We start from the raw sequence: 13,658 nt of genomic DNA, 5'->3' as shown, positions 1-13,658 counted from the left end.
TACATAAAAAACGAAGAAAAGCATGATAGAATAGAGGCTAAATAAAGACTCGTTTCTAAACGTAAGCAATTATTTACCTCTAGCGAAGGCCCCATTTCCTTTGCTACAGCGAAAAGATCATTGAAATTATTTTTCAAGAATTTTTCATGCTTTAGACCTAGGTCGTACCCACAAGAATATGGTAGACTTAGCCAAGAAACGTAAACAGAGGGAGTACTATGGACAATCTTAAACAATTTTTTAGTAAAGTCGGTGTCGGATTACGTCATTTTTGGACGTGGATAAAGCCTTATTTAATACAATTCCATCAAGCCAGAAAGCGGATTTGGAAAAAGTATCAAATCAATAAAATTTTCTTGTTAATTGGTTTGGTAGTCGCTTTAGGTGCCAGTATTTATTTATTTTACTTAGCCAAGTCCGCAAACGTTGAGACCCTAAAATCGGGGCTAAGTGAATCAACACGCGTTTATGATGAATCAGGAAAAGAAGTCGGAAAGTTATTCGGGCAAAAAGGGACTTTTGTGGAACTGGATAATATTTCTCCTTATATTCAAGATGCGGTTATTTCAACTGAAGATCGCGGGTTTTATCAACATAAAGGGTATTCCATCAAAGGGATTGCCCGTGCGGTTGTTGGAAAATTGACCTTCGGGAAAATCGGTGGCGGTGGTGGCGGAAGTACAATTACGCAGCAATTAGCCAAAAATGCTTACTTAACGCAAGAGCAAACGTTAGATAGGAAAGCCAGAGAATTATTCTTGGCGATTGAAATCGAAAAGAAATATTCGAAAAAAGATATCTTAGCAATGTATTTAAATAATTCTTATTTTGGTAATGGTGTCTGGGGCGTGCAAGATGCAGCTCGTAAATACTTTGGCGTGGATGCATCCCAAGTGACAGTGGGGGAAGCCGCAACGCTAGCAGGTATGTTAAAAGGGCCAGGAATCTATAACCCAATTGATTACATTGACAATGCCACAGCGCGACGGAATACCGTTTTACAACTAATGGTCGACAATAAAAAACTATCTCAAGAAGAAGCCAATCAAGAAGCGAGTGTTAACTTAGCGAGTCTATTAAATGACACCTATGTTGGCGACGAAAATAGTTACAAATACCCATATTATTTTGATGCGGTAATTGATGAAGCGGTCAATCGTTATAAATTTAAAGAAGAAGATATTTTAAATAAAGGCTACAAGATTTACACTTCTTTAAATCAAAAATATCAAGATGCGATGGATGCAACTTATAAAAATGATGCACTATTTCCACCCAATGCAGAAGATGGTGCCATGGTTCAGAGTGGTTCTGTAGCCATTGATCCGAAAACCGGCGGCGTGCAAGCACTGGTGGGCGGTCGAGGGGAACACGTTTATCGAGGCTTTAACTTTGCAACGCAAACAAAACGTTCACCAGGCTCGTCCTTAAAACCAATTTCTGTCTATACACCAGCTTTAGAGGCTGGCTATAAACCAGACTCTGTTTTAGAAGATGAACCACAAGATTATTATCCAGCGCAAAACTATAGCCGCACGTACAGTGGAGAAGTTCCTATGTACCAAGCCTTAGGAGAAAGCTTAAATTTACCAGCGGTATGGTTATTACATCAAATTGGTTTAGATAAAGGCTATGAAAAAACAGAGAAATTTGGCATTCCGTTATCAGAAAAAGATCGGTACTATGGTTTAGCCCTTGGAGGATTACAAACGGGTGTTTCGCCACTAACTATGGCGGGAGCTTATAGTGCCTTTGCCAATGAAGGCTATAAAACTGAAACGCATTTAATTACAAAAATCGTCGACTCAACTGGCGCAATTGTAGTTGATAATACTAAAGTCAAGAAAGAACAAGTCATTACCAAAGATGTTGCAGATGGGATTACAAGTATGCTACTAGGGGTCTTTAGTTCTGGGAGCGGGGTCAACGCACAACCAGCAGGCTACGTAATGGCTGGTAAAACAGGTACGACAGAAACCAACTTCGATAGTAGTAAAACGAACGATCAGTGGGTGATTGGTTATACACCAGAAGTTGTCATTGCTACTTGGTTAGGCTTCCAAGAAACCAGTAAAACCCATTATTTGGAAGGCAGTAGCGCTACGTATGCCTCACAGGTGTTCAACAGTCAAGCCAGTGGCATCTTGCCACAAGTCAAACAAGCACAATTTCCTGTCGCGGATGCTTATGCCACAGGTGGGAAAGTTGTTGATAGCAACGATAGTTTAACTGGTGGTGCCAATTCTAATTGGCGGGATAACTTGAAAGACTTTGGAAATTCTGTTCAAGACGGCGCTAGCAATTTCGGAGATACATTGAATGAAGTTGGGGGACAAATTAAAGACGGCGCGAAAAAAGTCAAAGACAAGATTGAAGGAATTTTCGGAGGCTTATTAGGAAATTAGTTGGGAAAACCTAAGAGAAATGGTACAATAAAGATGAAACTATTGAGAAAAGAGGGATTCCATTGAGTAACATTTATGATACAGCTAATCAGATTGAACGTGAACTACGTGAGTTAGACGAATTTAAAGCATTACAAGCAGCGTATGAAGAAGTAAAAGCAGACGAAGCAGCTTACACATTGTTTAAAGAATTCCAAGGATTCCAACAAGGACTACAAGAAAAACAAATGCGCGGCGAAGAATTCACGGATGAAGATGCTGAAAAAGCACAAAGCATTGCAACGAAAGTGCAGGAAACAGCAGTTATCAACGAATTAATGCAAAAAGAACAAGCGTTTAGCTTAGTTGTCAATGATTTAAACCGAATTATCATGACTCCTGTGCGTGATATGTATAACGATTAATAAGAAAACCCCAGAGAAGCAAGTGCTTCTCTGGGGTTTTCTTATTATTTAATTTTGTGAATAGCTAGCTACTCTTGGTAATTTTGAATCGATAATTCTATAAAGTTTGTTAGCCAGTTTCCGAAATTTAAAATGTAAGCATGAGGGCCAATTAAGGTAATTCTAACAAGGTTTCTAGGCAAAAGCTGATATTCAAAACTTTTGTTTTGCTGATTACTACCGTAAACAGAGTTGAAATGTTTTAGTATTTTATTTTTAACGAATTCAATATCACTTTCTGTGTTAAGTGAGAAAGTCAATGTTACAAGGCCTTCATTGTTTTGTGGAACATCTTTCACATAAGATTCGATAGCGGTGTTCTTTACAATGATATCATCTGATTTTCCTAAAAAATCATAAATATCTCGTTCTGAGAAACGCCATTGTCCACCAATTTTTGTTCCTTTTATTTTTCCTTCTTTCAAATAATTTCGAATGGTTCTTGTGGTCACATTTAATTCTTGGGCTAATTGTTCTACAGACAACATATTTAGAAGTCTCCTTTAAATATTTATAATTTTATTAGCGTATTGACTATTTTTTTTATCATGAGAGGTAAAGATGAATATTTTATCTTTGACACATTCTAATAATGTTTCAAAGATTGCTTGACTGGATTCTTCGTCAATATTACTGGTACTCTCGTCTAAAATATAAACATCGGCATCCGCTAAAATAAGTCTTGCAACTGCAATTCTTTGTTTTTCTCCACCAGATAAATTACTGCCGTTTTCAGTTAAAACAGTTTCCCAGTCCTTAGTTTTCAAAATAGGATTAAGAATGCCTGTATTTAAAATAAGTTGTTTTTGTTCATAGGATAGAGGCGTTCCCATACCAATATTTTTTTCTAAAGTTTCTGTGAGTATTGTTGGTTCTTGTGCCAAATAGGCAATTTTGTTTCTCAAGCTTTTATTATTTATTGCATTGATTGGTAAATCGTTAATCATAATTCCTGATGATTCTCGAAACTTTAGTAATAGTTTTAATAAAGATGATTTACCACTTCCAGATTTTCCCGTTAAATAAACTCGATCCCCATTTTGTAGGTTTTCTTGGATCCTGTATTGAAATTGGTTGCCGTCTATCTCGAATGTTGGAAAAAATAACTGGATGCTTGCAATAGCATCTATATCTATGTCACCATCTCTTTCTATATTTTTGTCTAAACTATCTTTTATAAATGTATTTGCTGTTGTTAAAGTATTTAAATCGATAGTAACTTTAGATAATTCACTCAAAGAGGAAAAAAACAAAGGCAAAAGGATACTTAATATAATTAGACTGGAAATGGGCAAGTTATCTGCCGCAATTAACATACTTGTTCGAATATAAACAAAAGTTTGGAAACTTTGATTAATAAAAGAAACAATACTACTAGTGCTTTGAGCGAATTTATTAGTACTAGCTACGGATTGATACATTAAATTGATTTTTTCGTAGAGTAAATTTTCTAATATTTCAGCTGAAATACCGGCTTTAACAGCATCTTGATTTGATAACGTAGAAATTAAATTTTTGTTTGCAACAGCTGCATTTTTTTGCATGTTTTCCATTCGAACTTTTAATTTTTTATTTATATACTTAAATCCAAAATAGTTTAAAGGAATCAATAAAACCATGAATAAAACAATTTCAATAGAAAGATAACTGACCATAAGTAAAGATAAAAGGATAGTGAAAATTGATTTAATTGTCACACTGAAGCTAGATATCAAAAATAAATAAAGTGCATCCACAGCACTAAAAATACGATTAATCAAATAGGTTGGCTCAAGAGTAATGTAAGAGTCATACTTAAGGTGTATCATTTTATTAATTAGAGTAAATAAGTAATTGGAATTGAATCTTGCAGCAAAATTTTCTTTATAAACCATGATAACTAATTGTATTACTAAAGACAATAACATGGCTAAGAAAATATAGATCATTGCCTGTGAATTAAGGTTTTTTTTATTTGTTAGATATTGAATGATAATTGGTGCAATTAAAGAGGTTAATGTGGTGACTATAGCAGTCAAACTAACTAGAAAAACAAATTTTTTATTTTTTTTCATAATCTTTTCCATGATTTGCAACTCCCCTTTCGTACTTAAACACATTGTATATAATTTCATAATAGATATCAATATTTTCGCTGTTTTTCCTAAATTATATTGAATCAAGAGGAAAATATTTGACCTTATGAGGAAAAGCATGTATTATTTGAAATATATTTAAGGAGCTGATTATTTAGGAGAGGAGGAATTTTCTATGAAATTTAATAAACCAGAATTGAAAAAAATTGGCAAAACAATTCAATTAGGCTGTATGTGTGGAATCCTTGTAGGTACTGGAACTTAAAAAACAATTTTGAATAAAGAAATGTAACTTAATCAAATTTTTCATTTAATATTACGAAACGATAAATCTTAGCTCCTTAAATTTTCTATCTTTAATTAATAATGTACGCTTAAGTTTAAATGCTCTCAGGTATACAAAGAAGGGAAGGATAATTTTTGTTAAAATTTTATTTTTATAGAAACAAGGTTATAGTACATAATCCAATTATTAGTAGTTGGATTGGTATAGAAGAAAATGAACTTCCTATTCTCGAAAAATATCTAAAAACTAGAGATAGACATGATATCTCAAAAGACTTATTAAGAAAAATAGAATTGTATAGAATCTTTGATTTCACTGACTTGGAAGTAGAGGAGAATTTTCATAAATTAATAGAAAATTTCTCTATTCCACGCACGGTATATATTGTTGTAACCGAAGAATGTAATTTAAAATGTACCTATTGTTATGCTGAAGCAGGTCCAGGTAAAAAGCTACGTAGAGAATTAGATTACGAAGAGTATGATAAGATTTTTAAACAGTTAAAGGTAGCTGGAGTAAAAAAAATTGTTTTTACAGGTGGAGAAGTTGGTTTAAAAAAGAACTTCTATAAGATATTAGATAATGCATATAAAAAAGGATTTATCTGCAACTTAATATCCAATGGTAGAGTAGCCTATAACATCAAACAAGCTAAGTTTTTATCTGAACGTTGTTACAAAATTACAATCAGTTTAGACTCTTTAAATGAAAATAACAATGATGACAATAGAGGAAGAGGATGCTTTAAAGTTGCTACAAAGGCTTTAGAGAATCTAATAAAACTTAACTTTAAAAATTTAGCCATTAATCAAACAATTACTAAAAATAATATTGCTGACATTGATACAATGGTTACCTTTGCAAAATCTCATAAAATAAACTTAAATATTGGAACTTTTTGTAAATTGGGTAGAGGATTTGACGATATTTCTCTTACAAAAGATGAAAGAAAAGAGATTGATCGGATTGCGATGAAATACAAGAAAGCTTTAAATCCATTTACAATTAAAGTTCATTGTGGTCAAGGTATCGGAGAATTTTCAATTGATCCCATGGGAAATGTCTATACTTGTAAGTTATTGGATCAAAAAGATTTTTACTTAGGGAATGTTAGAGCCGAACCGCTAGACTATATTTTTAAGAATAAAAAAATTGATCACTTCTCTTATTCGTCCCTTGGTATGGAGCCGTGTAAAAATTGTTCATTCAAACTGCTTTGTGGAGGCTCGTGTAGAGCAAATCATTATTATTCAAAGTCAAAGGATGATTCTTCGAATGTAATCAATAATGAGGAATGCAAAATAATCAAAGGAATGATTTTGGAACAAATGTATCAATTTGTATATGGAGGTAAAGAGCATGCTTAGTATTAATGAAAAAATTAATTATGAAGACAAAGGAGAGTTTTTAGTTATATCATTAAATGAGGATGGCTTTATGCTTGAAGATAAAACTTCAATATTTATTTTTCATAGAATCGAAGCTAAAAAATTTAAGAATATTGATGAAGCTGTGTCTAGGTTATCTAAAGAATTTGATACAGATAATCAAAATATGTATATAGTAAGAGAACAAATTAAGGCATTTATAGAAGAGCTATTGAAATATGATGTGGTGGTGATGAGGCAATGAGGTTTGTTGCAGAAGGAGTATCTATGTTGCCAACATATAAAGAGGGAGATATTTTAGTAGCACAATGTAGTAACTTTGAAATAAGTACAGGTAAAATTGTTGTAATAAAAAGTCTATACAACAACTTTTTTGCACATAGAGTAGTCAGTATAGGAGGAGGTCTAGCCATATGTAAAGGAGATAATTTTAAATATTTTGATCCCCCTGTAAGAACTAATTCAATTGTAGGCGTGATAGAGGATCAGGCAGATGACAGCTATGTGAAAGAGAAGATAAAAATAAGAGCAATATATAGTAATGAAAAAATTAGTGACAATTTTAATATCTTGGTTCTTTCTAAAAATCTATTGAGAGAGATACATTTAGAAAATTTGGTGAACTTTGAGGTACCTGTTGATTCAGAAGAATTCTGTATTTATTATAGATATTTAAGCAATAATTTACCTAAAAACCAAAATGATTTTTTTAATAAATTTGATTCAATATTCAGTATTTGAACTTATAGAAAGGACTACTTTAGTACCTGTTTTTAGAGTAATCCTAAATTTGAAATCATTTATAAAAATTTTCACTTATTATTCTTACCAATTATAGCTATTTTACTTTTATGAATATAAGAAGAAACGGACAATCTAAATACTTGCTTTTTCGAAAGAATCAGTTAACCTGATTCTTTTTTTTATTGAAAAAACGAACAAATTTTCGTATGTTTTTACTGACCAAGCTGAAAGAAAATGATATGATAAAGGAAGGAGAAAAGGAGGGGAAACGATGAAACTATTGCATACAGCTGATTTACACATGGATCGGTCTTTTGAAGGTTTAACTGGGATCCCGACAGCCTTAGCGAAGCGCTTAAGAGAAGCTAATCAACAATTGTTAATGAATATCGTAACAGTTGCCATTCGAGAAGCGGTGGACTTGGTTATTTTTGCAGGAGATACGTTTCATCAAAGTCAGACCTCTATTTCAATGCAAGCCCAATTGATGGCCGCATTAGAACAGTTGAAACAAGCAGAAATCCCTGTGATTCTAACATTTGGGAATCATGATTACTATAAAAAAGACCGTTATTGGTTTTCTTTTCCGGACAATGTCTTTTTATTTGAAAAAGAAATGGTTGAGACACTGTATTTTGAAACGAAAGCGGGCGAACAAGTGGCTGTTTCAGGGTTTAGTTATGAGCATCCCTGGATTGATGAAAATAAAGCACTAGAATTTCCTATCAAACAAGCAGAATCTGACATTCATATTGGGATTTATCATGGAGACACCAGCCGGAAAGCGCAACAAAATTATGCTCCGTTTACATGGAAGGATTTAAAAGCCACTGGCTATAATTATTGGGCATTGGGACACATTCATCAACCGCAAATTGTTAGTGAACAACCGCTAATTGTTTATCCTGGAACACCTCAAGGGCACACGAAAAAAGAACAGTCTTTACAAGGAGTTGCAGTGGTCACACTTTCCCAAAATCAAGCGACTGTTCAATTTGAAAAAGTCGCAGAAATAGATTGGACGAATGAAGAAATATCTCTGGCGCAATGCCGTGACACCCAAAGCGTTTTGTCTTATCTTGAAACCAGTTTGCTGACGAAGTGGCATGCGCATCAGCAACAGCAATTGATGGCGTTGACACTGAAAGAAACGCAACATTTGGATGTGACCGTGGTGCAAGCCATTGTCAACGGCGAACTATTAAGCTACTTACAGCAGCAGCTTTTACAAAAAACGCAAGGTGATTTTTTTGTTTATCGTCTTGTATTGCAAGCAGAGGAACCAACGAAAGAACCGATCTATTTAGCCGCTAGTCCCAACTTATTAACGGCATTAGAAAAAACATACTTAGATCCAGTTATTTTTGAAGATACCACCAAGGAATTGTTACGTTATCCAGAATTTGCTGGAATTTTTTCAATGGATGAGCAGTGGCGATTAGAGAGCTTGGGTCTAGCACATGAGCAAATTAATGAAGACTTTACTATTCAGGAGGACCCACTATGAAATTACTTGCAGTAGAGATTGTGGGCTTTGGAAAATGGCAACAACAGAAAATTACATTTGAATCTGGTAATCAATTGCTGTACGGCGCAAATGAAGTTGGCAAGTCCACATTGTATCAATTCATTCAAGCAATGCTGTTTGGTTTTCCCACAAAAGGCAAAAGAAAACGCGATTACGCACCTAAAAATGGTGGTTCGTATGGTGGTCGTTTGTGGTTGGCACATCCTGTGTTTGGGGAAGTTCAAGTCGAGCGTTTTAAAGAAAAAAATAAAGGGCAAGCAATCATTTATTATCAACAACAAATGGGGGATGAAAAAACCTTACAGCAAATGTTACATCCGCTAACGAAAAAGTTATTTCAAGAGGTTTTTACTTTCCAACAAGAACAATTAATTACGAGTGACAAGTTGACAGAAGAGGAACTGCAAACATCCTTGTTAGCCATTGGTGTTTCTGGTAGTCAACAACTTTTGAATTACCGAAATGCGTACTTTAAAGAAGCACAAAAAATCTTTAAAGGTAAAGGACAGCAGCCATTACTCAATCAGAAGTTGGCGGCTTATCAAGAACTAAAAGAGCAAATTCAAGAGAAAGAAGCGCAGCAACAAACTTTTCAACAATTAGAAGAAACGATTCGCGAAACAGAACAACGGCGAGTGACACTGCAACAGCAATTAAAAGAAACGCAACAGGGCTTGTTACAGGTTGCGGAACAGCAACGTCACTTTCCCTTGTACGAAGAATGGCAGTCGCTGCCTGAAGAAACAGAGAACGTTGTTTTATTAAAAGAAGACCAAGTTCAATTAGAAGAAACCTTTCAAGAATATATGTACCTAGACAAAGAACGACAACGTTTGACCAAAGAGTTATCTCTTCAGTCAGAAGCGCTCGATGTTCCAGAAGGCTATGCTTTTTACCTAGAACAAGAAGCATTAATTCAACAATTGTTGAATCAACGTTATGATATGCAACAATTGATGACGGAATCGGAATGGATGACCCAAACCTTTGATCAAAATCGTCAAGAAATGGTCCTTTTAGAGAACGAATGGTCATGGTCGCCTGAACGACCACCACAGCTTTTTTATGACAACGAAACCGTTCAAAAGTGGCGCCAACAACAAGTTGCGTATACGCAAGCTCTTCAAAAAGGCCAAGAACAAAAAGCATTCTTGGCTTCTCAAATTGAAAATTTGGAAGACCAGTTAACGGACTTTGAAAAAGAGCACGCTGCATTTTTTGGTGAAGCGACGCGTGCCCAAAAAGCGCAGAAAACAAGTCAACCACTTTGGTTATTGCTAGGAAGTATCCTTGCATTACTGGGTTTCTTTTTGCCGAGCCCTTTAAAATGGGGCCTAGTTCTCGTGGGAGTTAGTCTTATCGCAAAAGAAGTGATTGGCTACGCCACTAGAAAAGAAGCGTCCTCAGATGAAGTGAAAGAAGAATGGCAGACGAAACTTTCGCAACTAGATTATTTAAATGAACAGTTCCAACAAGCGCTGAATCAAGAACGTGAGGCACAACTGCAAGTGGAACAGCTTGAACAAGCAGTAGCGGAGCAAGCCCAAGTCCATCAATTAGGAAAAATGAATCAAATTGATACTTTAATGAATCAGCGGGAATTGATTACGCGCTATCTATTGCTTGTTCAAACAAATGAAGAACTCATGAGTCAATTGAAGGAAAATCAACAAAAACGCCAAGGATTTGAAGAACAAGTCTTTCCATTGATGACGCATTTACCCTTACAAGGAAAGAGCCTTTCCGAAAAGTTACACTTTTTAGAAGGATTTGCTGAAGAAATGGAGAAAGTTCGCTTTGCTCAGGAGTATCAAGCAGATGGCTATCTCAAACAGCAGTTACGAGAGTTGAAAACTAAACAGCAAGAAGCGTTAACACGAATTCAGCCTTTACTAATTCGTTATCGGATTCTATCAATCGCTGATGTTCCAATGAGGATTCAACAGCTGACGACTCAGCAAGCTCAAGTTGGTCGTGGGCAAGAATTAGCGACACAATTAGGCAATCTGTTTCCAGAAGCGGTAACAGAGGCAACGTTAAAAGACCGTTCTTTACAACTGGCGCAGCAACAAGCACTGGAAGAAAGTCAGTTAAATAAAATACAAGAACAGTATCAAGCGTTGATTTATGAAAAACAACAATTAATGACGGATGGTACCTTAGATGAGTTGTATCAACGACAAGCAATTTTAAAAGCGGAAATCAAAGAACTAGCTCAACGTTGGTCTGGGTATCAACTAGCGGGACAACTGTTAATGGACCTATTAACAGAGCTTTCGGAACAACAATTGCCCAGCTTATTACAGTATGCATCAAGCTACTTTGCACTTTTAACAAATCAGCGTTATCAATCAATCCAAGTAGCCGAAGGTCAACTAGTTGCGGTGACGAAAGAACAAGAAATGTTTTATTTACATGAATTATCAACTGGCACTAAAGATCAATTGATGATGGCTGTTCGTTTTGCCTTTTTAGCAGTCCAAGGCGAGCAACTGATTTGTCCAATTATCATTGATGATGGCTGGTTACACTATGATCATCAAAGAAAAGCCCAATTAGCTGAATTATTTACTAAGTTTGGTCAAAAACAGCAAGTCATTTGTTTTTCTTCTGACCAAGAAATGGTAAGCTATTATCAGGACTTACAACAAAGAGTAATTGCGTTAGAAGGAGGAAGCGTCAAGTGAAAAAATTACGTGAATTAACAGTAGAAGAACTTTTTGAATCATTTGTTCTAATTAAAAATGCCGATGTGCGTGTAGCTAAAAATGGGAAAAAGTTTATTGCCTTTACCTTTCAAGACACATCTGGCACGATTGACGGAAAATATTGGGACGCCTCTGAGGATGAAATTACACGATTTACTGCGGGAAACGTTGTTTTACTGAATGGGAAACGAGAAGTTTATCAAAACAAACCCCAAGTAAAAATTTTACACATGCGTTTAGCGACAGCAGAGGAACCAAGCCAGCCAAGTTTATATATGGAACGAGCGCCTTTGAAAAAAGAAGAGATGGTCGAGGAAATCAATCAAGTAATTTTTGAGATTACCAATGCTCATTGGAATCGTATTGTGCGCTATCTTATGACGAAATACCAACAAGAATTTTATGAATTTCCTGCAGCCAAACGGAACCATCATGCCTTTGCAAATGGCTTAGCTTACCACACTTTCTCAATGTTACGCCTAGGCAAAGCAATTGCTAAGGAATATACTGAAATTAACACGTCACTATTATACGCGGGGATTATTTTACATGACTTAGGAAAAGTTTTAGAGTTATCTGGCGCTATTACGACAGAATATACGGTGGCAGGGAACTTAATTGGTCATTTAGTTTTGGTGGATGAGGAAATTACCAAGGCGTGTTTGGCTTTAAAAATTGATGATCGAGAAGAAGACGTTGTCGTTCTTCGGCACATGGTCTTAGCCCACCATGGATTATTGGAGTATGGCTCACCTGTGCGGCCAAGAATTATGGAAGCGGAAATCTTACATCAAATTGATACCATGGATGCGTCCATTCAAATGATGCTAGGGGCCATTCGTCAAACACAGCCTGGGGAGTATACGGAACGAATCTTTGGTTTAGATAACCGCAGTTTCTATGTTCCAAAAGATAAATAAAAAAAGGGAGTGGTCAATCGACCACTCTCTTTTTTATGCTTATTTAGAAGAAGATTCTGTTGCTTTGCTTGAAGAATCTGTTGCTTTTTCAGAGTCGCTTGTTTTGGTATCACTTGTTTTAGAATCACTTGATTTTGATTCTTTTTTCTCTGAAGAAGCGCTTGAAGATTCAGTTTGCATGTAGCCTGCTAAAGCGTTCTTGAAGGCATCATCTTTAATTTTCACATTGGCCGCTTTTAATTCGTCACTAATAACTTTTGCTTGGAATGTTTGATCGGCTAATTTTGTCTCTTCAGCAATTTTCTTGATCTCTTTTTCATAAGGTTTCATGTCATTGCCTTTTGCTTTGTTTTTCGTCATTTTCACTACATAGTAAGTTGTTTGGTACGTTTGTGCGTTTGTTGCAGCAATTGGTTCTGATACTTCGCCATCTTTTAGTTTGAAGGCAGCTTCTTTAACTTCGGCAGGAACAGTTGTTGATTGTGAATCAAATTTAATTTTACCGCCGTCTTTTTTCGTTGCAGCATCGGTTGATTTGTCTTTGGCAATTTTTGCGAAATCGCCGCCGTCAGTGATTTCTTTCTTGACAGCTTTTGCATCATCTTCTGAAGCAACTTGGATAATTTGTGCTTCTACTTCTGGATGGAAGCTTGCCCAAGCTGTTTTTAAGTCTTCATCTGTAATTTTCAAATGATCTTTCAAACCTACTTGCATTGCTTCGGCTTGTTTTAATTGTTTCTTGAATGATTTTTCAGTTAAACCAGCTTGTGTTAGTGCATCAGAGAATTTTCCGCCTTGCGCTTCCACTTGTTTTTTAGCGTCATCAAATTTCTTTTGAATGGCTTTGTCAGTTACTTTGTCGCCATATTTTTCTTCAAAGACTTTATAAATAACCATTTGGCTAAACGCTTGTTGGCTCGTGCTTTGTTCTTTAATTTGGTTATAAAAATCATCAACAGTAATTGTTGAACCTTTCATTGTTGCGATATCTTTTGAACCGCTTGAACACGCTGCTAAACTAAAAACGGCCATTGCGCCCGCTGCAGCTAAGATTAGTTTTTTCTTCATTCTCTTATGCACTCCTGTTTTTTTTAGTTTTATTTCTGTTATAACTATACCATACCTCATTTTGAAAAAGAAAGAGTCTCAGGCATAGTTTCA

At 35.5% G+C, this 13,658-nt stretch carries 11 protein-coding genes; 8 read left to right on the top strand and 3 right to left on the bottom strand.

Annotation, left to right across the window (positions count from 1 at the left end; genetic code table 11):
• Nucleotides 1-218 precede the first annotated feature (218 nt).
• Nucleotides 219-2,405, top strand: coding sequence for a PBP1A family penicillin-binding protein (locus AB3I72_RS07910; RefSeq protein WP_368023793.1), 2,187 nt, complete (start codon nucleotides 219-221; stop codon nucleotides 2,403-2,405).
• A gap of 62 nt (nucleotides 2,406-2,467) precedes the next feature.
• Nucleotides 2,468-2,809 (top strand): YlbF family regulator, encoded by a 342-nt coding sequence (locus tag AB3I72_RS07905; RefSeq protein WP_002355518.1) that lies wholly within the window; start codon nucleotides 2,468-2,470, stop codon nucleotides 2,807-2,809.
• Between the two features lie 68 nt (nucleotides 2,810-2,877).
• Here the strand turns inward: AB3I72_RS07905 and AB3I72_RS07900 are convergent, their stop codons facing one another.
• Both AB3I72_RS07900 and AB3I72_RS07895 read right to left on the bottom strand, forming a co-directional pair.
• Nucleotides 2,878-3,336 carry a helix-turn-helix domain-containing protein gene (locus AB3I72_RS07900; protein WP_002368000.1) on the bottom strand — a complete coding sequence of 153 codons (459 nt, stop codon included), beginning with the start codon at nucleotides 3,334-3,336 and terminating at the stop codon, nucleotides 2,878-2,880.
• Between the two features lie 15 nt (nucleotides 3,337-3,351).
• On the bottom strand, nucleotides 3,352-4,914 hold the full coding sequence (locus AB3I72_RS07895) for an ATP-binding cassette domain-containing protein (protein ID WP_368023792.1): 1,563 nt from the start codon (nucleotides 4,912-4,914) through the stop codon (nucleotides 3,352-3,354).
• Nucleotides 4,915-5,343: 429 nt separating this feature from the next.
• Between AB3I72_RS07895 and AB3I72_RS07890 the strand changes: the two genes are divergently transcribed.
• The 6 genes from AB3I72_RS07890 to AB3I72_RS07865 all read left to right on the top strand — a co-directional run bounded on the left by AB3I72_RS07890 (nucleotide 5,344) and on the right by AB3I72_RS07865 (nucleotide 12,497).
• On the top strand, nucleotides 5,344-6,576 hold the full coding sequence (locus tag AB3I72_RS07890; RefSeq protein ID WP_016629956.1) for a radical SAM protein: 1,233 nt from the start codon (nucleotides 5,344-5,346) through the stop codon (nucleotides 6,574-6,576).
• Nucleotides 6,569-6,841 (top strand): hypothetical protein, encoded by a 273-nt coding sequence (locus AB3I72_RS07885; protein ID WP_002368006.1) that lies wholly within the window; start codon nucleotides 6,569-6,571, stop codon nucleotides 6,839-6,841. Before AB3I72_RS07890 ends, AB3I72_RS07885 begins: the two co-directional genes overlap by 8 nt.
• A 23-nt stretch (nucleotides 6,842-6,864) precedes the next feature.
• Entirely contained in the window at nucleotides 6,865-7,338 is a 474-nt protein-coding gene (locus tag AB3I72_RS07880; protein ID WP_368023791.1) for a S24/S26 family peptidase, read from the top strand.
• A gap of 274 nt (nucleotides 7,339-7,612) precedes the next feature.
• On the top strand, nucleotides 7,613-8,848 hold the full coding sequence (locus tag AB3I72_RS07875; RefSeq protein WP_368023790.1) for a metallophosphoesterase: 1,236 nt from the start codon (nucleotides 7,613-7,615) through the stop codon (nucleotides 8,846-8,848).
• Complete coding sequence (locus AB3I72_RS07870; protein WP_368023789.1) at nucleotides 8,845-11,556, top strand: ATP-binding protein; 2,712 nt, start codon at nucleotides 8,845-8,847, stop codon at nucleotides 11,554-11,556. Before AB3I72_RS07875 ends, AB3I72_RS07870 begins: the two co-directional genes overlap by 4 nt.
• A complete protein-coding gene (locus AB3I72_RS07865) occupies nucleotides 11,553-12,497 on the top strand; it encodes a 3'-5' exoribonuclease YhaM family protein (protein WP_368023788.1) in 945 nt (314 codons plus the stop codon). Before AB3I72_RS07870 ends, AB3I72_RS07865 begins: the two co-directional genes overlap by 4 nt.
• A gap of 39 nt (nucleotides 12,498-12,536) precedes the next feature.
• On the opposite strand, the gene AB3I72_RS07860 is transcribed toward AB3I72_RS07865, so the two are convergent.
• Entirely contained in the window at nucleotides 12,537-13,565 is a 1,029-nt protein-coding gene (locus AB3I72_RS07860) for a peptidylprolyl isomerase (protein WP_368023787.1), read from the bottom strand.
• Between the last annotated feature and the right edge of the window lie 93 nt (nucleotides 13,566-13,658).

Origin of the sequence: Enterococcus sp. GC34, assembly GCF_040886645.1 — a bacterium.
GTDB classification, from domain to species: Bacteria; Bacillota; Bacilli; order Lactobacillales; family Enterococcaceae; genus Enterococcus; species Enterococcus faecalis.
Note: the sequence above shows the minus strand (reverse complement) of the source record. Positions and strands in the feature narration are given on the sequence as shown.

What these genes read in the sequence shown, in the direction of transcription:
- AB3I72_RS07875 (WP_368023790.1), top strand. Translation starts at nt 7,613, where the DNA reads ATGAAACTATTGCATACAGCTGATTTACACATGGATCGGTCTTTTGAA.
- AB3I72_RS07885 (WP_002368006.1), top strand. Translation starts at nt 6,569, where the DNA reads ATGCTTAGTATTAATGAAAAAATTAATTATGAAGACAAAGGAGAGTTT.
- AB3I72_RS07880 (WP_368023791.1), top strand. Translation starts at nt 6,865, where the DNA reads ATGTTGCCAACATATAAAGAGGGAGATATTTTAGTAGCACAATGTAGT.
- AB3I72_RS07900 (WP_002368000.1), bottom strand. Translation starts at nt 3,336, where the DNA reads ATGTTGTCTGTAGAACAATTAGCCCAAGAATTAAATGTGACCACAAGA.
- AB3I72_RS07860 (WP_368023787.1), bottom strand. Translation starts at nt 13,565, where the DNA reads ATGAAGAAAAAACTAATCTTAGCTGCAGCGGGCGCAATGGCCGTTTTT.
- AB3I72_RS07895 (WP_368023792.1), bottom strand. Translation starts at nt 4,914, where the DNA reads ATGGAAAAGATTATGAAAAAAAATAAAAAATTTGTTTTTCTAGTTAGT.
- AB3I72_RS07910 (WP_368023793.1), top strand. Translation starts at nt 219, where the DNA reads ATGGACAATCTTAAACAATTTTTTAGTAAAGTCGGTGTCGGATTACGT.
- AB3I72_RS07870 (WP_368023789.1), top strand. Translation starts at nt 8,845, where the DNA reads ATGAAATTACTTGCAGTAGAGATTGTGGGCTTTGGAAAATGGCAACAA.